Source organism: Leisingera sp. ANG-M1 (assembly GCF_000813745.1).
Lineage (GTDB): Bacteria > Pseudomonadota > Alphaproteobacteria > Rhodobacterales > Rhodobacteraceae > Leisingera.
The window spans coordinates 122,080-140,746 of record NZ_JWLC01000010.1; the positions used below are offsets into that span (position 1 = coordinate 122,080).

Sequence of the window (18,667 nt, forward strand, 5' to 3'; positions counted from 1 at the left end):
CTAATAGCCGAGGCTGCGGTCGACCAAGTGCAAGAGCGGCTCGCCGGCCTCGCCGCGGCGGATGTTTTCGGCGATCACTTCCGCAGCCGTGCTTTCCCGGGTTTCCGAGGCGATATGCGGAGTCACCGTCACATTGGGATGCGCCCAATAGGGATGCTCCGGCGGCAGCGGCTCAACACGGAACACGTCCAGAGTTGCGTGGCCTGCCTGGCCGCTGTCCAGCGCCGCCAGAAGCGCCTCGTCATCAATCAGCGGTCCGCGGCCCGGGTTGATGATCCTGGCACCCTTGGGCAGCATGGCCAGCGTTTGCGCATTCAGCGTGTTCTCGGTGGCGGGCGTGTCCGGCAGCAGCAGTATCACGATTTCCGCCCGCGCCAGCGCCGCCTGCAGACCTTCGGCTCCGGCAAAGCAAGTGACGCCTTCGACATCCTTTTGCGTCCGGCTCCAGCCGGAAACCTGGAACCCAAGTGCTGCCAGCGCCTTAGCTGAGGCGGTTCCAAGCGCGCCCAGACCCAGCACCGTCACGTGGCGATCCTTGGCCAGAGGCGGGATGTGGCGGTGCCAGCGGCCCTGCAACCCATGGATCTGCATGTCCATGCCCAGGTGATAGCGCAGCGTATGGCCCACCACCCATTCGGTCATGCCTTGCTCCAGACCGGTGTCGACCATCCGGGTGAGCGGTACATTGGCGGGAGCCACAGGCACGATTTTTTCAACACCGGCCCACATGCTCAGGATTGCTTTCAACCGGGTGAAAGGGGTGAAATCGCTGACTGGCCCGCTGGGGGCGTAGACAATGTAATCTACTTCTTCTGGTGCGAATTCGTTGCGCAGATCTGCGTCGACGCCCAGCCGGGCCAGCTCCGCCTTCAACAGCGGCTCATAGGTTGGCCAGCCGTCCGGGCGGCCTGCAAACAGCACATTGACGGTCATGAAAACTCCCTGAATTTCTTAGCGTGAGGATTGCCGCGGGCGGTGGATGTTGGCGCTTTGAACAATGCCGAAGGCGCCCAAAAGCACCAGCATTGCCGAACCGCCATAGGACACCATCGGCAGCGGCACGCCAACCACCGGTGCCAGGCCCATCACCATCGACATGTTCACGGCAAAGAACAGGAAGAAGGTGATGGCGATGCCGAGGATCACCAGCGAGGAGAACCGGTCTTTGGTGGCAATGGCCGAGGCAATGCAGAACAGAATGATCAGCATATAGATGAACAGAAGGGTGAAGCCGCCGATAAAGCCGAATTCCTCCGCCAGGGTGGTAAAGATGAAGTCGGTGTGTTTTTCCGGCAGGAAATTCAGCCGCGATTGCGTCCCCTGCATGAAGCCGCGCCCGGACCAGCCGCCTGACCCCAGTGCGATCTTGGACTGGGTGATGTGGTAGCCTGCGCCAAGCGGATCCTGCGAGGGGTCCAGAAACGTGTCGATGCGGCGGAACTGATAGTCTTTCAACAGTTGCCATTCGGTACCGCGGCTTTGGAACACGGCGCTGACCAGCCCGACGCCGGCGGCAATCACTGCGGCGAAATAGGCCCAGTGGACACCGGCCAGAAACATCACCCCGCCACCCGCTGCCATCAGCAGGATCGAGGTGCCAAGGTCCGGTTGCTTCAACACCAGCGCGGTCGGGATCAGGATCAGAGCCACCGGCAGCAGCACCCACAGGGGCCGCGAGGTTTTCTCCGCGGGCAGCCAGTCGTAATAGGCAGCCAGCAGCATCACCAGGGCGATTTTGGTGACCTCCGAGGGCTGCAGCCGCATGAAACCAATGTCGATCCAGCGCTGCGCGCCCATGCCGACGGTGCCGAACAGTTCCACCGCGACCAAAAGGCCGAGAGAGCCCAGATAGGCCAGCACTGAAACATTGCGCCAGAACCAGATCGGGATCATCGCCACCACGAACATGACGCCGAGGCCCAGGGCAAAGCGCTTCACCTGCGGTTCAACCCAGGGACTGAAAGACCCGCCCGCGACCGAGTAAAGCATCAGGAAGCCGACGCCGGAAACGGTGATCAGCAGCAGCAGCAGGCCCCAGTTCAGGTAGAGGATCTTGCGGAAGCCGGAGGGCGTGGATTTGGCGTGATACTCAAGATAGCTCATGCGCGGCTGCTCCGGCTGCCCAGCGGGCGCTTGACCCTTTCGCGCTCCAGCCGCTCCTGCTGCGCCTTGATGCGGCTGCGGTCGGCCTTGGGGTAGGCCTCCAGCGGCGGGGTGCCATCGTAAAGCGCCTGCAGCATCACGTCGCGGGCAATCGGCGCGGCCGCCTTGGAGCCGCCGCCGCCGTGTTCGACGACCACAGCCACTGCGTATTTAGGGTTGTCATAGGGAGCAAAGCTCACGAACAGCGCGTGGTCGCGGCGTTCCCAGGGCAGGTCCTCGTTGCGGATCACACCCGCCGCGCGCTCGGCGGCGGTGATGTTGCGCACCTGGCTGGTACCGGTCTTGCCTGCCATCCGCATGCCGTCGCCGATGATGCGCGACCGGTAGGCGGTGCCGCGGCGGTCGTTGCTGACCGAATACATGCCCTTGCGCACCATGCGCAGGTTGTTTTCGCTGACGCCCAAGGGCTCGCCCGCGCCGTTCGGCTGCTCGACGCCATCAAGCGTTTTCAGCAGCCGCGGGGTGACGCTGCGGCCGGTGGCGATCCGGGCGGTCATTACCGCCAGCTGCAAGGGGGAGGCCAGCATAAAGCCCTGGCCGATCGAGACGTTCGCAGTATCGCCGACCAGCCAGTCCTTGCCGTAGGAGCGCTCTTTCCACTCTTTGGTCGGGGTGATCCCCTGCGCCACCGCCGACATCGGCAGGTCGTGTTTGATGCCGAGGCCGAATTTGTTGGCCATTGCCGAGATCTTGTCGATCCCGGTTTTGATCGCCACGTCGTAGTAATAAACGTCGCACGACCTCTTCAGCGAAGCGTTCAGATCCACATGCCCGTGGCCGGCCCGTTTCCAGCAGTGAAAGCGGCGGCCGGCGACTTTCAGATAACCGGGGCACCAGACGGTTTCTTCCGGCCCGACCACGCCTTCCTCCAGCGCCGCCAGCGCGGTGATCATCTTGAAGGTGGAGCCGGGCGGGTAGGTGCCTTGCACGGTCTTGTTGGACAGCGGGCGGTAGTTGTCCTCGGTCAGCATCCGGTAGTCGGCCACCGAGATGCCACGCACAAACAGGTTAGGGTCGAAACTAGGCGAGGAGCAGATCGCGCGGATGTCGCCGTCCTCGCAGTCGATCACGACCGCTGCGGCGCTTTCCCGGCCCAGCCGCGCCTGCACATAATTCTGCAGCCCGGCGTCAATGGTCAGCTGCATGTCCGCACCCGAGATCCCCTCGCGCCGGTCCAGCTCACGCATCACCCGGCCGGTGGCGTTGACCTCCACCCGCTTGGCGCCGGCCTTGCCGCGCAGCACATCCTCGCGCTTGGCCTCAAACCCCACCTTGCCGATCTGGAAACGCGGGATCAGCAGCACCGGCTCGGGGTCTTCCATCTTGCTCAGGTCATAGTCCGAGACCGGGCCGACATAGCCCACCACATGGGCAAAATCACCAAGCTGCGGGTAGACACGGGTGAGGCCGACCTCGGGCGTGACGCCGGGCAGGGCAGGGGCGTTCACCGCCACTTTGGAGATATCCTCCCAGCCGATCCGGTCGGCCAGTGTGATCGGGAGGAACGGCGGCGAGCGGCGCATTTCGGTACGGGCGCGCTCCAGGTCCTCGGGATCCAGCGGCAGCAGGTTCGAGAGTTTGGCAATCACCTCTTCCACGTCGCCGGCATCCTCGGGCACCACGGTGATTCGGTAAGAAGGCGAGTTCTGCGCGATGATCAGCCCGTTGCGGTCAAAGATCTGTCCGCGCGCGGGCGGCAACAGGCGGATGTTGATCCGGTTCTCCTCGGCCAGCAGGCGGAATTCATCGGCCTGATCCACCTGCAGATAGCGCATCCGGGCTGCCAGACCGCCGGCAAAGGCCAGCTGCAGCCCGCCCAGGAACAGCGCCCGCCGGGTCATTCTGCCATGAGAGGCATCGGTATCCTTGGAATTGCGTTTCATCGGCGGCTCACCAGGGTTTCGGCCTCGGCAGGAGACAGTTTGCGCACGCCCAGAATAGTCTGGCTGACCCAAACCGCCAGCGGATAGGCAAGGATCGTCATCACAATCTGGATCACAGTCAGGCTGATCGGTGCTTGTTCCACGCCGAACAGCACCAGCACCAGCCGGTTCAGCGTGGCAATGCCAGTGAGCACCAGCGCCACTGTCAGCCACTCGCTGGCAAAGGTGCTTTCGCGGTGCGGTGCAGCGCGCGCTTTCAGGAGCCCGCAGCCGAGCACTGTGAGCAGCGCCAGCAGGCCGGGCGGACGCAGAAAAAGCAGATCGGCCAGCAGCATCACCAGGGCAATCGATAGGGCGGGCACAAAGTCCGGCCGCCGCAGCGACCAGGCCATGGCCAGCAGCAGCAGGAAATCCGGCGGCGCCCAGAACCGCGGCGCAGTGTCGAGCGGCAGCAGGTGAAAAAACATGATCAGCAGCGCCAGGCCTGGAAAGGCCAGGCGCATGGTCCAGATCCGCGCGGGCGACGTGTTAGCCATTGCCGGCCTCAGCCGGGCTCTCGGCGCTGTCTGCTCCCAGCCCCTCGGGCCGCGGCTGCGGCACCGGATCGCCGGGCAGTGCGCCGACCAGCCCGCCGGGGTCCTGGATTACTTGGGTGCCGTGATGGCGCAGCACCCGCAGGAATTCCAGCCGCTCGTAGTCAGCCGACAGGCGAACCCGCATCCGGCCGGAGCGGTCCTTGGCCACTTGGCCGATCAGCAGCCCGGCGGGAAACACCGAGCCATCACCGGAGGAAATCACCCGGTCGCCCGGGCGCACCAGGTCCGGGTTTTCCAAAAAGCTCAGCAAAGGGGCCGCGTTGTTGTCGCCGGTGACCAGCGCGGTCTGCCCCGAGGGCTGGATGGTGGCGGGCACTGCACTGGCAGCGTCGGTCAGCAGGATCACCCGCGCGGTATCGCGCCCGGTACCGGAAATCCGGCCGACCAGGCCGATGCCGTCCATTGCCGCCCAGCCGTCATGCACCCCGTCGCGGCTGCCCACATTCAGCAGCACCGATTGCCGGAACGGCGAGCCGCTGTCGGCCATCACCACCCCGGTGATATAGGTGAGCTGCGGATCGAGCCGCACGTTGTTGAGGTCCAGAAGCCGGGCGTTTTCCTGTTCCAGCTGCAATGCAGCCTCTTTCCAGGCCCGCATCTGCCGCAGCTCGCTGCGCAGCTCTCGGTTTTGCTCAGCCAGCCGCTGATAGCTTTGAAAATCGCGGACCAGGTTGATCGCGGCAGTGACCGGCACCATCGCCCAATCCATGCTGGGCACCACACGGTCCACCACCTGCGCCCTGAAGCGCTCCACCCGCGGGCTGTCAATCCGCCAGACGATGAAAACAGCAAACAGGAACAGGCACAGCACCACCGTCAGCAAGCGCCGCAGCGGGGTGGCGTAATCGTCGTGCTGTGACTTGTCCTTTGCCACGTCTCTCCCTTCAGCCGCTTTGCGGACCGGGGTTTAGCTGTCGTAGTCGATGGCGTGGGCCAGCTGCTTTTCGAACTCCAGCGCCTTGCCGGTGCCAAGCGCCACGCAGTTCAGGCTTTCGTCGGCAATCGAAACCGCCAGGCCGGTCTGCTCGCGCAGGGCCAGATCCAGATCGCCCAGCAAGGCGCCGCCGCCGGTCAGCATCACGCCGCGGTCGACAATGTCGGCAGCGAGGTCCGGCGGGGTGGTCTCAAGCGCGGTCATCACCGCCTCGCAGATCTGCTGCACCGGCTCGGCCAGCGCCTCAGCCACCTGGGCCTGGGAAATCTCGATCTCCTTCGGCACCCCGTTCAGCAGGTCGCGGCCGCGGATCTGCATCGACTGGCCGCGGCCGTCGTCGGGCATCCGGGCGGTGCCGATCGAGGTCTTGATGCGCTCGGCGGTGGCTTCCCCGACCAGCAGGTTTTGCTGGCGGCGCAGATAGGAGATAATCGCCTCATCCATACGGTCGCCGCCCACCCGGACCGAACGGGCATAGACGATGTCGCCCAGTGACAGAACCGCCACCTCGGTGGTGCCGCCGCCGATGTCGACCACCATGTTGCCAGTCGGGTCGGTAATCGGCATGCCTGCACCGATGGCCGCGGCAATCGGTTCGGCAATCAGCCCGGCGCGTCGGGCGCCGGCAGACAGAACCGACTGGCGGATGGCACGTTTTTCAACCGGGGTGGCGCCGTGGGGCACACAGACGATGATCTTGGGCTTCGAGAAGGTCGAGCGTTTGTGCACCTTGCGGATGAAGTGCTTGATCATCTCTTCGGCAGTATCGAAGTCGGCAATCACACCTTCGCGCATCGGCCGGATCGCCTCGATCGAACCGGGGGTGCGGCCCAGCATCAGCTTGGCGTCTTCGCCAACCGCCAGCACTTTCTTGACGCCGTCCTTGACGTGATAGGCAACCACCGACGGCTCGGACAGGATCACGCCGCGGCCTTTGACATAGACCAGCGTGTTGGCTGTGCCGAGGTCGATGGCCATGTCCGACGAGAACAGGCCGCCCAAGTTTCCGAAAAGCGCCATATAGAAGGGATCCTGTGAAAGCTGCCGTAGTTCTGTGCGGCGACTCCAAGGAAGCCGCGTCGCAAACCTTATAAGCGGCAGGAGGGGGCCGCGAAAGGGCGTATTATGGTGAAACAGCGCCTTTCCGCCAGTCCGTGAGGTCATCGGCGTGGCACGTTCACCCGCTGTTCCGGAGCGTCCTGCGCAATAGCGGGCGGCGCGGGGCCGCGGCAGCGCGGAAATGGCCTGTCAGCTCGGGAAAATCCGCTGCATCTCCGCTTTGAAGTGACCCCAGGTCAAGCTGGCGCTGTTGCCGGCATAGCCCTCGTAATAAGATTTGCCGCTGGACGTCGGCAGGCCGGCCCAGATCTTGGCCAGGTTGAGCATGAAGGTCTTGCGCGGCATCTCCCCTTGCAGAAACGCGCTGTAGCCTGCTTCTTCAACCAGCTGATGCGCCAGCTGGTCCTGCAGCTCTGGCGAGAAACGGGTCTGCGGTTTGACGCCCTGGTGCTTGACCAGCCGGCGAAGGGTTGCGGGGATCATCTGGTAGCGGCCGATGGCATGGGGCTGGCCGGGGGTCGCATCAATCCAGGCATTGATCTCGGCAATGGTCATCTGGGTCGGTTTCTTCGGCGGTTTGCGCTTGGCGCCATATTGCACGGCGTCGTACTGCGCCTTGCCGGCCTCGGCGCTGGCAATCAGGTCAAACAGCTGCTTGACGCTGGGCGGTGCCCGCAGAACCGGCGCAAAGAGACTGCCGCCGCTGCGGCCGCGGAACAGGCTGGCGGCGCCAGGGTCGAGCGAAACAGCGCCGCGCCCGGGGTCTGTCCCGGGCAGCGTATCGGGCAGCAGGTTGGCGATTGCCTGCGGTGCGGTTTCCGATGCCGGTCCGGGCTGCGGGGCTGACGCCTGATGCAGGAAAAACTGGCTGCCGACCAGGGAGTAGCCCTGAGCGCTCACCGCGGCCGCGGCGCACAGCAGCAGGGCCAGGCAGGTGAGGACAAAGGCAACGGCGCTCGTTCTGAGGGGCATAGGGACCTGCATTCTGCAAAGGTGGAACGCAGGCAGTCTGACCGGTACGGATTGAGATTCCGTTTATCCCGCGGCCGCCCCCTCTTCCGCCGCACAGCAAATACCGCTAGAGGAGGCGCCATGCTTTCCTATCAGCACATTTATCACGCCGGAAATCTGGCTGACGTTCAGAAGCATGCGCTGCTTGCGTGGATGCTTGCGTATCTTACCCGCAAGGACAAGCCGCTCAGCTATATCGAGACCCATGCGGGCCGCGGCCTTTATCAGCTGGACGCACCCGAGGCGGTCAAGACCGGTGAAGCAGAACAAGGCATCACCCGGGTCCTCTCCGGGCAGCTGCTGGCCGAAGGCCACCCGCTGCACCAGGCGCTCTCGGAGACCCGTAGGCAGCATGGGCCGGCCGCTTATCCGGGCTCGCCGCTGATTGCGGCTTCACTGCTGCGCCCCGGCGATGCGATGCATTTTGCCGAGCTGCATCCGCAGGAGCACGCCGCCCTTCAGGCCGCGCTGAAGCCCTGGAAAGCACAGGTGCACAAGCAGGACGGTTTCGAACTGGCCATGTCCCTGGCGCCGCCGACGCCGCGCCGGGGATTGATGCTGATCGATCCGAGCTATGAGATCAAATCAGATTACACCCGCATCCCAGGCATTATCAGCCGCCTGCACCGGAAGTGGAATGTGGGCGTCATTGCGCTGTGGTATCCGATCCTGCAGGATGGCTCTCATGCTCCGATGCTGGACGCGCTGGAGGCGCTGGCGCTGCCAGGTGCGCTGCGCAGCGAAGCCAGGTTCCCGCCCGCCCGCGACGGCCACAGGATGGTGGGCTCCGGCATGTTTGTGGTCAATGCGCCATTCGGGGCTGAAGCCGAGGCGGCAAGGCTGGAGAAGGTGCTCGAAGCCTTGTAGGCCTTTGTGCTGCACAAGGCGGCATCCCGCTGTTCCCATTCCCGGATCCAGTCCCAGCCGCCGAGGGCGTCAACCAGCGGCGCCAGTTCAGTTTTGTAGCGTTTCCATTTGCCCAGACCCTTGGTGTTGATGCCTTCACGGATCTGCACCAGTGATGCGGTATTGACCGCGCCGGAGTAATCTTCCGGGCGCAGGCAGGCCGGGTTCCATTCCAGGTCCAGATGATCGAGGATTTGGCGCAGCTGCTGCTCCGGCTGCTCAACCAGGGCCCGGTAGGACTGCAGCCGCAGGCGGTTGCCGAGTTTGGGCAGGTAGTCATCCAGCGATGCATAGACGGTGCGGATCTGATGCCCGATCCACTCCAGCCTTTTTGAAAATGCCTGGCCTTCCGCAAAATCCTTGGAGAAGGCCGACAGCCCCACATCCAGCGGGTGCCGCATCATAAAGATAAACTTGGCATCGGGCAGGATCATCCGGGCGAAACCCAGGTTGAAGGAGTTCTGCGGCTGCTTGTCGACAATGACGGAGCGGCTGCGCAGCGCGCCGGGCACGTTCATCTGCAGGAACATGCTGCGCAGCGCCGTCAGATCTGCCTCGGTGGCGTGTTTGGTCCAATGCCAGTGGCTGGTCAGCGGCGCATCCTCCTGCACCAGCTGCCGCGCGGTGATCAGCGCCTGGCCAAGGCCGGGGTTCTCGCCGATACTGCCGATCTCCGGATGCCGGCCCAGCATCGCCTCCAGCAGCGTAGTGCCTGAGCGCGGCAGCCCGGTGACAAAAGCAAAGCGCTGCGCTGAGCCTTCTGCGCGCGCTTCGGCGAAACTGCCAGGGAAAAAGGCCTGCCGCTGTTCCGCGACCATTTTGTCGTATTCCGCCAGGGGGTAGCTTCCGGGTGTTTCCGCCTTGGCTTCTGCGAAAAAGCGCATTGCTGTGGCGGCGTTGCCGGCAGCATCTTCGATTTGCCCGATAGCATTGCAGACCGCGGCCCTTACCCCTTGAGGCAGATCCGGTGAGCCCGCCAGCTGTCTGAGCCTTGCAGCCTCCGGGCTGCTGGCGGCAAAGGTCTCAACCAGGTTCAGGGCAACCAGGGCAGGCGCCGACATGGGGGAGGCTTCCAGCACCTTGCGGAACGCCGCACTTGCAGCCTTTTTGTCGCCCATGGAAAGCCGGATCATTCCTGCCTTGCCCCTCGCGTTCAGATCCTCGGGCCAGGTTTCGCAAAGCGTATCCAGCACAAACAGGCTTTGGCTGACCAGACCCATTTCACTGTAGCAGTCAGACAGCGCATGGAGCACGGCCGGGTTCTGAGGGTCCGCCTCGGCCAATTGCTGCAACAGCGCCAGAGCTTCGGAAAACTTCCGCGTTCTCATGAGCAGATCGGCCTGATCCAGGGGATTGGAAGTCTCAACCTTTGGCAGCAGCGGGGCGTTTGTGGTCACTAGATTCTCCAGTGCTTCGAGTCAGCAAAATTTCTGCAAAATTTGCCCCATATTGGTTGATGCGAGGTTACTTCCTCCGGTGTTTTCTGCTGGGCAAAAGAAAAGCGCCTGCAGTGGGCAGCTGCAGGCGCTCAAATTCAACCGGCCCGGAAAAACTCAGGCGAGGTCCTTATAGGAAATCTCCTTGGCATCAGCGCCTTCGCCAACCCGGCCGCGGCGCACGATCAGGCGGTTCAGCGCGTTCACATAGGCCTTGGCCGAAGCCACTACCGTGTCGGTGTTTGCGCTTTCGCCGGTGGCGATGTTGCCGTCTTCCTCCAGCCGTACAGAGACGGTGGCCTGCGCGTCGGTGCCTTCGGTCACTGCATGCACCTGGTAAAGCTGCAGCCGGGCAGTGTTGGGGTAGATCTTGCGGATCGCCTTGAAGGTCGCATCCACCGGCCCGTCGCCTTCCGCCGTTTCCGTCACGTCCTTGCCGTCAATCTCCATCTCAACGGTGGATTCCGCCGGGCCGCCGGTGCCGCAGACAACTTTCATCGAGACGATCTTGAGGTGGTCGTTTTCGGCGTCGCCGCCGGTGCGCATCAGAGCGATGAGATCGTCGTCGAACACTTCTTTCTTGCGGTCGGCCAGTTCCTTGAAGCGGACAAAGACATCCTTCAGCTGGTTGTCGCCCACTTCATAGCCCAGGTGCTCCAGCTTGTCGCGCAGCGCGGCGCGGCCCGAGTGCTTGCCCAAGGGCAGGGAGGTACCGGACAGGCCCACATCCTCGGGCCGCATGATCTCGAAGTTTTCCGGGTTCTTCAGCATCCCGTCCTGGTGGATGCCGCTTTCATGGGCAAAGGCGTTCTTGCCGACGATGGCCTTATTGGGCTGCACCACAAAGCCCGACACCGTCGAAACCCGGCGCGAGATATGCATGATCTTGGTGGTGTCGATGCCGGTGTGGAACGGCATGATGTCATTGCGCACCTTCAGCGCCATCACCACCTCTTCCAGCGCGGTGTTGCCTGCGCGCTCGCCCAGGCCGTTGATGGTGCATTCAATCTGGCGCGCACCACCCGCAACAGCAGCCAGCGAGTTGGCGGTCGCCATGCCCAGGTCGTTGTGGCAATGGGTGGCAAAAATGATCTCGTCGGCGCCGGGCACGGTCTCGATCAGCCGCTTGATCAGGTCGGCGCTTTCGGCCGGGGCGGTATAGCCCACGGTATCGGGGATATTGATGGTGCTGGCGCCGGCCTTGATGGCGATCTCGACCACCCGGCAGAGGTAATCCCACTCAGTCCGGGTGGCGTCCATCGGCGACCACTGCACGTTATCGGTCAAGTTGCGCGCGTGGGTGACCGTGTCGTGAATGCGCTCGGCCATCTCGTCCTTGGTCAGGTTGGGAATGGCGCGGTGCAGCGGCGAGGTGCCGATGAAAGTATGGATGCGCGGCTGTGCGGCGTGGCGGATCGCCTCGGCGCAGCGGTCGATGTCCTTGAAGTTGGCACGCGCCAGCCCGCAGATCACCGCGTTCTTCGAGCGTTCGGCAATCTCGCTGACCGCCCGGAAGTCGCCCTCGGAGGCAATCGGGAAGCCGGCCTCGATGATGTCCACACCCATGTCGTCCAGAAGCTCGGCAATCTCCAGCTTCTCGTCATGGGTCATAGTGGCGCCGGGGCTCTGCTCGCCGTCGCGCAGGGTGGTGTCAAAAATCACTACACGGTTTTTGTCACCGGAAATCGGGGATGCGTTGGTCATGTCGGTATCTCTTGTCTCTGTCCTAGGCCCGGTTGCGGGCATCATCAGCCTTCTGTGGCGCGCGTGCGGCAATCCTCTGAGCGGGCGCGCCGGAAGGGCACGCTCAGAGGCGGGCTAGGATCAGTAGGGCGCGCAGAGCTGCACCGCGGGAGGCGGTGTCTGCAATGGTGATATCTGCGCGAATGGTCATGGCACGGATTTATACAGAGGCGAGGCGGAATGGAAAGGGGGATTCTTGCGGATATTGTGCCGGCTGGGATTTCAAGATGCATGTGAAGCCAGTCAGCGCCGGCTTAGTAATGCGGCGGGGTGACTGCCCAGACCAGCACGGTGCGGCCCGGCCCTGGGTTGTGGTAGCGGTGCGGGCGGTCCGAGGAAAACTGGATGGTGTCTCCCTGCCGCAGCAGAAAAGTCTCGCCCTCCACCGTCACCTCCAGCTGCCCCTCAGCGACATAGCCCGCTTCTTCGCCCTTGTGGGAGTACAGCTCCTCCCCCGACCCTGCGCCAGGCTCAAAGGAGGTCAGCACCATTTCCAGCTGGCCTGCCAGCGACGGGCTCAGCAATTCATCCCTGAGGCCGGAGGCAAACCGCAGCGACCGCCGCCGCCCGGCCCGCACCACCAGGCCTGCCTCGGGGCTGTCCTCCTCCTCGGGGCCGGGAAAGAACCAGTTGATGCCGACCCCCAGCGCCTTGCCGATCACATTCAGCGCCCGGATCGAGGGATCTGCATCCTGCCGCTCCAATTGGCTGAGATAGCCGATCGACAAACCGGTCTCCGCCGCCAATTGCTTCAGGGTCAGGCCGCGCGCCTTACGCAGCTCGCGCATGCGGGTGCCGATAATCGGCTGGGTCTCGCGGGTGCCTGTTTTGCTCATGACGCTTGACTCATCATAATTTTGATACAGAAATTCAGATAAAGAATCATAATCGACATCCGGATTCAGATAAACCCGCAGAAGGCGTCCTACATGTTCCGCTCAAAGTTCTTTCAGGCCTATGGCTTCTGGCACTGGGGAGAGGGGCTGCAGACCGTTCTGTTCACCTGGTACATGACGTTTCACGCCGGGCTGACGGCAGCCGAGATCGGTTTTTACCAGGCCTTGGTGCTGTCACCGTTCCTGATCTTCACCATCGCGGGCGGCGCGCTGACCGACCGGATCGGGGCACGTAAAAGCTTTGCCTGGTCGACCCTGCTGTTTGCCCTGGTGCTGGCGGGCTATGGGCTGGCGGATCATGGCGCGGGCTTTCTGCCCTGGGCTTTCTTTGCCTATTGCCTGCTGGCGGGCATCACCAGCGCGGTCTCAAATCCGGCAATCGACACGTTCATCCCCGGCGCCACGCCGCAGGGCGCCCAGGCCAATGCGCTGCTGGCGGCCACCGCCCACAATATCGCCAAACTGTCCGGCACGCTGACCGGCCTGCTGCTGCCCTGGCTGCTGGCTTTGGGCGGCTTCGGCCTCAACGCTGTGCTAATGGCGATGAGCGTCGCCATGCTGAGCCTGCATTTCCGCAGCCTGGGAAGGACACCGGCGCCGCGGCTGGCTGTCCGGGCTGGCAGCTCTTCGCTTCGCGGCGTTCTGCAGCACTACCGTACCTGCCCGGAGAACTTCGACATTCTCCTGTCCAGCGCCATGCTGGGGCTTTTGGTGGTGCCGGCCGGCTATATTCTTTGGCCGCTGCTGCTGCGCGAGCGGTTCCCGGAGTACGGCGGCATGATTGCCTTGCTGTTCATCTGTTCCTGGATCGGCGCGATCAGCATCACCTGGCTGGCTGGACGCCATTCGGCCCGTCTGCTGCGGCCCGGACGCCTGGCGCTGCTGGTCTGGCTGGCCTGGGCGGGCGGCCTTGCTGCACTGGTGCTGGCCGGAAGCTTCTGGGCGATGTGCGCCATCGTTATGCTGATGGGCGGCGGCAAGCTGGGCAAAGCGCTGGTCTATGGCAAGTACCTGCACAACAGTCCGGCAGACGCGCGCGGTGTGCTGATTGCGGTGGATCAGACCGCTTTCTGGGGGCTTGCGGCCTTGGGCACCTTTGCCATGGGGCAGGCGGCAGAGCGGTTGGGAGCGGCACCCGCCATGCTGCTGGTTTCAGCTCTGGTGTCGGTCTGCGTGCTGCTGCTTGCAGCACGGCGCCAGCTGACAAATCTGGTGCCCGCGTGACGGCATGCCACCGGCTCTTGCCACACGTGAAACACTGCCCTCAGTGCCCGAGGCAGGCTTACTCCGACCCGTTGCTGACCAGCGCGCCGTTTTCCCAGGTGCCTTCCGCCTGCTGGCCGCTGGCGTATTTCATTGTGCCCGGCCCCTGGCGCTTGCCGTTGACAAAGCTGCCTTCGTAAATGTCGCCATTGGCATAGGTCGCCACGCCTTCGCCAAAGATCTTGCCTTCTTGCCAGCCGCCTTCATAGATGAAGCCGTCTGGCATCTCGATTTTGCCCTGGCCGTGGCGCTGGCTGTCGGCGAACTGGCCGGTATAGACCGAGCCGTCGGCATAGGTCACCTTGGCGTCGCCATGGCGCTGCCCGTCCTGCCAGCCGCCCTCATAGCGGTAGCCGTCGGCATAAGTCATCACCCCTTGGCCGTGGTTCTTGGCGTTTTTGAAGCCGCCGGTATAGGTGATGCCGTTGGGGTAGGTGGCGGTGCCGTCGCCTTCAATCACGCCGGCAATCCAGGCGCCTTCATAGGTGGAGCCGTCGGGATAGGTGATCTTGCCCTGACCATCCGCCAGATCATCGCGGAAGTCGCCCTCGTAGAACGAACCATCGGGATAGACTGCCTTGCCCTTGCCCTCGATCTGTCCCTGCACCCATTCGCCGGTATAGCTGTAGCCGTCCTTCTCGGTGAAAGTGCCGGTGCCGTGGCGCTGATCCTCGTGGAAAGCGCCGGCATAGACGTCGCCATTGGCATAGGTCTGCTTGCCGGTGCCGTGGCGGCGGCCGTTTTGCAGTTCGCCCTCGTAAATATCGCCGTTGGGCTGAGCCAGGCGCCCGGTGCCGTGCATCTGGCTGGCGTCCCATTCGCCGTCGTAGATCAGCCCGTCCGAGGTCTCCAGCCGTCCTTGGCCCTGCAGCTGGCCATCGGCCACGGCGCCTTCGTAGATGGTGCCCTCGGCATAGGTGATCTTGGCGTGGCCCTGCTGGCGGCCCTGAACCCAGCCGCCATCATAGCTGTAGCCGTCGGGTGAGGTCATCACCCCTTTGCCGTCGCGCTTGCCGCCCGCAAAACTGCCCTGGTAGCGCACGCCGCTGGCATAGACCGAGGTGCCGTCGCCGTGGATCTGGCCATCCATCCAGCCGCCCTCATAGGTGCTGCCGTCGGCGCGGGTCAGCTTGCCCAGCCCATGCGGCTTGCCCTGGGCAAACTCGCCTTCATAGACCGAGCCGTCGGGGAACCGTGCCACACCCTGGCCGCGGACCTCGCCATCGACCCATTCGCCGGTGTATTCATACCCGTTCGGCAGCCGGTAGGTGCCGGTGCCATGCTGCAGCCCGTTGCGGAAGGTGCCCTCGTAGACGCCGCCGATCTCATCCTGCGTGGTGATAACGCCGCTTTCCTGGGCCAAGGCCGGCGCGGCCAGTGCCAGGATTGTGCTAAGTGCGAATGCGGTGCCGAAACGGGTCATTCAAAACCTCTGCCTGCCCAGGAATTACGGTGTTGCTGCCATTTAGGGTTGCTTGCCCGGAAACTAAGCTACCGCGCCCGGCGCCGCAATGTCTTTTACCCCGCCCTTGGCCCGGGCTCTTTCCCTTCGCCGTCAATCTGGTAAATGGCTTGAGGAGGAAATTTGCAAAGGGCCCTAGCAGCATGGCAGACCGTTTCCGCGTGACACTGGCGCAGCTGAACCCCACTGTGGGCGATCTGGCAGGCAATGCCGCCAAGGCCAAGGCCGCCTGGGAAGAGGGCCGCCGGGCCGGGGCCGACCTGGTGGCGCTGCCGGAAATGTTCATCACCGGCTACAACACCCAGGACCTGGTGATGAAACCGGCCTTTCACAATGCTGCGATTGCCGAGGTCGAAAGGCTGGCGGCCGAGTGCGCGGAGGGCCCGGCACTGGCCATCGGCGGTCCCTGGGTTGAGGGCGGCCGCCTCTACAACGCTTATCTGATCCTGAAGGGCGGCAAGATTGCCTCCCGCAGCCTCAAGCACCACCTGCCGAATGAAACCGTCTTTGACGAGGTGCGCATCTTCAACGCGGGGCCCTTGGGTGGTCCCTATGCGGTGGGCAACACCCGCATCGGATCGCCGATCTGCGAGGACGGCTGGCACGAGGATGTCGCCGAAACCCTGGCCGAAACCGGTGCCGAGTTCCTGCTGATCCCCAACGGCTCGCCTTACTTCCGCAACAAGATGGACGTGCGTTTCAACCATATGGTTGCGCGCTCGGTCGAGACCCACCTGCCGGTGATCTATCTCAACATGGTCGGCGGCCAAGACGATCAGGTGTTCGATGGCGGCTCCTTTGTGCTGAACCCGGGCGGCGCGCTGGCGCTGCAGATGCCGGTGTTTGATGAAGCCTATGCGCATCTTGACCTGGAGCGCACCGTCGAGGGCTGGCACGCCATTGAAGGCGAAAAAGCGCATTTGCCGGACGAGTGGGAGCAGGACTACCGGGTGATGGTGGAATCACTGCGCGATTATCTGGGCAAGAGCGGTTTCAAGAAGGTGCTGCTGGGCCTCTCCGGCGGGGTGGACTCGGCCATCGTTGCAGCCATCGCGGTTGATGCCATCGGCGCCGAAAACGTCCGCTGCGTAATGCTGCCGTCTGAGTACACTTCGGATGAGTCGCTGGAGGATGCCGAGGCCGTCGCCAAGGCGCTGGGCGTGCATTACGACTACGTGCCGATTTCCGAGGGGCGCGAGGCGATCACCAGCACTCTCGCGCCGCTGTTCGCAGGCCGCGACGCCGACCTGACCGAGGAAAACATCCAGTCCCGCCTGCGCGGGCTGCTTCTTATGGCGATGTCCAACAAATTCGGCGAGATGCTTCTGACCACCGGCAACAAGTCTGAGGTCGCAGTCGGCTATGCCACCATCTATGGCGACATGAACGGCGGCTACAATCCGATCAAGGATCTCTACAAGACCCGCGTCTTTGAGACCTGCCGCTGGCGGAACGCCAACCACCGCCCCTGGATGAAGGGGCCGGAAGGAGAAGTGATCCGCCCCAATGTGATCGACAAGCCGCCGTCGGCCGAATTGCGCGAGGATCAGAAAGACAGCGACAGCCTGCCGGACTACCCGGAGCTGGACGCGATTCTGGAAATTCTGGTCGACCAAGATGGTTCAATCACAGATTGCGTCGAGGCCGGTTTCGACCGGGATGTGGCGAAACGTGTCGAGCATCTGGTTTATATCAGCGAATACAAGCGCTTCCAGTCCGCGCCCGGTGCCCGCCTGTCTCCTCGCGCGTTCTGGCTAGACCGCCGCTATCCGATCGTGAACCGCTGGCGCGACCCGTCTTGATCCTGCGCTAACGGGTTGAATGCGCAGGGCTTTCTGTACTTTTCCGGCTATTTTCAGGGCTGTTTCCGGTGGCGGTAACGCCCTGATATGCGGCGCAAAAAACACAATGGCAGAAAGCGGCACGGCTGGCGTCGCCTGCATGCTGGACCCGCGATTGGGCACCGGGCATAGATGCCCGCATGCCTGGACCGAAGCTGCCCCATTTCCAATCCGACCTGGCCTTGCCCAAGGCTGTTGACGCCGTGGTGATTGGCGGCGGCATCATTGGTGCGACCACCGCGCTTGAGCTGGCCGAACGCGGCCATTCCGTGCTCTTGTGCGAAAAGGGCCAAATCGCCGGCGAGCAAAGCTCGCGCAACTGGGGGTGGGTGCGGATTTCCTGCCGCGACCTGCGGGAGATCCCGCTGATGGCCGAGGCGCTGAGGCTTTGGGAAGGCCTGGCTGAACGTACCGGCCGGGAGACCGGCTTCACCCGCTCCGGCATCCTCTATACGGCTGAAACGGCCAAGCGCGAGGCGCAGCTGGAACGCTGGCTGCGCAACCTGGACAATTGGGGGCAGGGCGCCCGTATGATCCGCGGCGAACAGATCGAACAGCTGATGCCGGGCCACCAGACCAAGACCCGCTCCGGTCTGCTGACCCCGTTGGACGGCCGCGCCGAACCGCAGATGGCCACCCATGCCATCGCCTCTGCTGCTCAGGCCGCAGGCGCCAGAATTATGACCGAATGCGCGGTGCGCAGCGTCGAGACAGCGGCAGGCCGCATCAGCGGTGTGATGACCGAGCGCGGCCGCGTGGCCTGTTCTGCCGTGATCGTGGCCGGCGGTGCCTGGTCGCGGCTGTTCCTGGGCAACGCCAAGGTGAAACTGCCGCAGTTGAAAGTCCTGAACTCAGTGCTGCGCACGTCACCGGTTCAGGGCGGTCCGGAAACGGCGATCCGTGCCGCAAACCTCGGTCTGCGCAAGCGGGCTGATGGCGGCTACACCGTGGCCGATGCCCATGAAAATATTGTCGATATTGTTCCCGACAGCTTCCGCCTGGGCTGGAAGTTCATGCCCAGCTACCTCCAGGAATGGCGCGCCCTGCAGTTCCGCGTCTCGGGCCGCTGGGCTGAAGAAGCCGCCCAGGCCCGCCGCTGGAAACCCGATCAGACCACCCCGTTCGAACTCTGCCGGGTGCTCGACCCGGCGCCCTCGCAAAAGGCGCTGAAAAGCGGTTGGGCCGCGGCGCAAAAAGCCTTTCCGGTGCTGCAGGGCGCTGACGTTGTGCAAAGCTGGGGCGGGCTGATCGACGTGACCCCGGACGCAATCCCGGTGATCTCGCAAGCCGACGCGCTGCCGGGGCTGTTTGTCGCCACTGGCTTCTCCGGCCACGGCTTCGGCATCGGCCCGGCAGCAGGCAGGCTTGCGGCAGATCTGGTCACTGGCGACAAGCCGGTTGTGGACCCGCATGAATTCCGCCTGTCCCGTTTTACGGATGGCAGCAAATACGGGCCCCAGACCGGGTACTGACC

General features: G+C 63.8%; 14 protein-coding genes and 1 pseudogene. 4 read left to right on the forward strand and 11 right to left on the reverse strand.

The window, feature by feature from the left end:
- The 7 genes from RA19_RS09370 to RA19_RS09400 form a co-directional block, all read right to left on the reverse strand.
- On the reverse strand, positions 1-933 hold the full coding sequence (locus RA19_RS09370; protein ID WP_039161928.1) for a 2-hydroxyacid dehydrogenase: 933 nt from the start codon (positions 931-933) through the stop codon (positions 1-3).
- A gap of 18 nt (positions 934-951) precedes the next feature.
- Positions 952-2,103 carry a rod shape-determining protein RodA gene (gene rodA, locus RA19_RS09375; RefSeq protein WP_039161931.1) on the reverse strand — a complete coding sequence of 384 codons (1,152 nt, stop codon included), beginning with the start codon at positions 2,101-2,103 and terminating at the stop codon, positions 952-954.
- Entirely contained in the window at positions 2,100-4,046 is a 1,947-nt protein-coding gene (mrdA, locus tag RA19_RS09380) for a penicillin-binding protein 2 (RefSeq protein ID WP_039161933.1), read from the reverse strand. Before mrdA ends, rodA begins: the two co-directional genes overlap by 4 nt.
- The gene (locus RA19_RS09385) at positions 4,043-4,582 is read right to left on the reverse strand and encodes a hypothetical protein (RefSeq protein ID WP_039161935.1); all 540 of its coding nucleotides are present in this window, start codon (positions 4,580-4,582) and stop codon (positions 4,043-4,045) included. Before RA19_RS09385 ends, mrdA begins: the two co-directional genes overlap by 4 nt.
- The gene (mreC, locus tag RA19_RS09390) at positions 4,575-5,516 is read right to left on the reverse strand and encodes a rod shape-determining protein MreC (protein WP_039161937.1); all 942 of its coding nucleotides are present in this window, start codon (positions 5,514-5,516) and stop codon (positions 4,575-4,577) included. Before mreC ends, RA19_RS09385 begins: the two co-directional genes overlap by 8 nt.
- A gap of 33 nt (positions 5,517-5,549) precedes the next feature.
- Positions 5,550-6,596: a rod shape-determining protein gene (locus RA19_RS09395; RefSeq protein ID WP_039134955.1), complete on the reverse strand. Its 1,047-nt coding sequence runs from the start codon at positions 6,594-6,596 to the stop codon at positions 5,550-5,552.
- A gap of 228 nt (positions 6,597-6,824) precedes the next feature.
- The gene (locus RA19_RS09400) at positions 6,825-7,607 is read right to left on the reverse strand and encodes a hypothetical protein (RefSeq protein WP_039161939.1); all 783 of its coding nucleotides are present in this window, start codon (positions 7,605-7,607) and stop codon (positions 6,825-6,827) included.
- 120 nt (positions 7,608-7,727) lie between these two features.
- On the opposite strand from RA19_RS09400, the gene RA19_RS27370 reads away from it, so the two are divergent.
- Positions 7,728-8,513, forward strand: a complete 786-nt coding sequence (locus RA19_RS27370) for a 23S rRNA (adenine(2030)-N(6))-methyltransferase RlmJ (protein WP_082020499.1) — start codon at positions 7,728-7,730, stop codon at positions 8,511-8,513.
- A gap of 212 nt (positions 8,514-8,725) precedes the next feature.
- On the opposite strand, the pseudogene RA19_RS09410 reads toward RA19_RS27370, so the two are convergent.
- The 3 genes and pseudogenes from RA19_RS09410 to RA19_RS09420 all read right to left on the reverse strand — a co-directional run.
- Positions 8,726-9,880 (reverse strand): annotated as a pseudogene (locus RA19_RS09410) (tetratricopeptide repeat-containing sulfotransferase family protein); the annotation flags it as partial.
- Positions 9,881-10,105: 225 nt separating this feature from the next.
- Positions 10,106-11,692: a 2-isopropylmalate synthase gene (locus RA19_RS09415; protein ID WP_039161945.1), complete on the reverse strand. Its 1,587-nt coding sequence runs from the start codon at positions 11,690-11,692 to the stop codon at positions 10,106-10,108.
- Between the two features lie 293 nt (positions 11,693-11,985).
- Positions 11,986-12,567: a helix-turn-helix domain-containing protein gene (locus RA19_RS09420; RefSeq protein ID WP_039161947.1), complete on the reverse strand. Its 582-nt coding sequence runs from the start codon at positions 12,565-12,567 to the stop codon at positions 11,986-11,988.
- Positions 12,568-12,660: 93 nt separating this feature from the next.
- Between RA19_RS09420 and RA19_RS09425 the strand changes: the two genes are divergently transcribed.
- On the forward strand, positions 12,661-13,851 hold the full coding sequence (locus RA19_RS09425; protein ID WP_039161949.1) for an MFS transporter: 1,191 nt from the start codon (positions 12,661-12,663) through the stop codon (positions 13,849-13,851).
- 58 nt (positions 13,852-13,909) lie between these two features.
- On the opposite strand, the gene RA19_RS09430 is transcribed toward RA19_RS09425, so the two are convergent.
- Positions 13,910-15,313: an MORN repeat-containing protein gene (locus RA19_RS09430; protein WP_039161952.1), complete on the reverse strand. Its 1,404-nt coding sequence runs from the start codon at positions 15,311-15,313 to the stop codon at positions 13,910-13,912.
- Between the two features lie 182 nt (positions 15,314-15,495).
- Between RA19_RS09430 and RA19_RS09435 the strand changes: the two genes are divergently transcribed.
- The gene (locus tag RA19_RS09435; protein WP_039161954.1) at positions 15,496-17,154 is read left to right on the forward strand and encodes an NAD+ synthase; all 1,659 of its coding nucleotides are present in this window, start codon (positions 15,496-15,498) and stop codon (positions 17,152-17,154) included.
- Positions 17,155-17,333: 179 nt separating this feature from the next.
- Positions 17,334-18,665 (forward strand): NAD(P)/FAD-dependent oxidoreductase, encoded by a 1,332-nt coding sequence (locus tag RA19_RS09440; RefSeq protein WP_039161957.1) that lies wholly within the window; start codon positions 17,334-17,336, stop codon positions 18,663-18,665.
- The last annotated feature ends 2 nt before the right edge of the window (positions 18,666-18,667 follow it).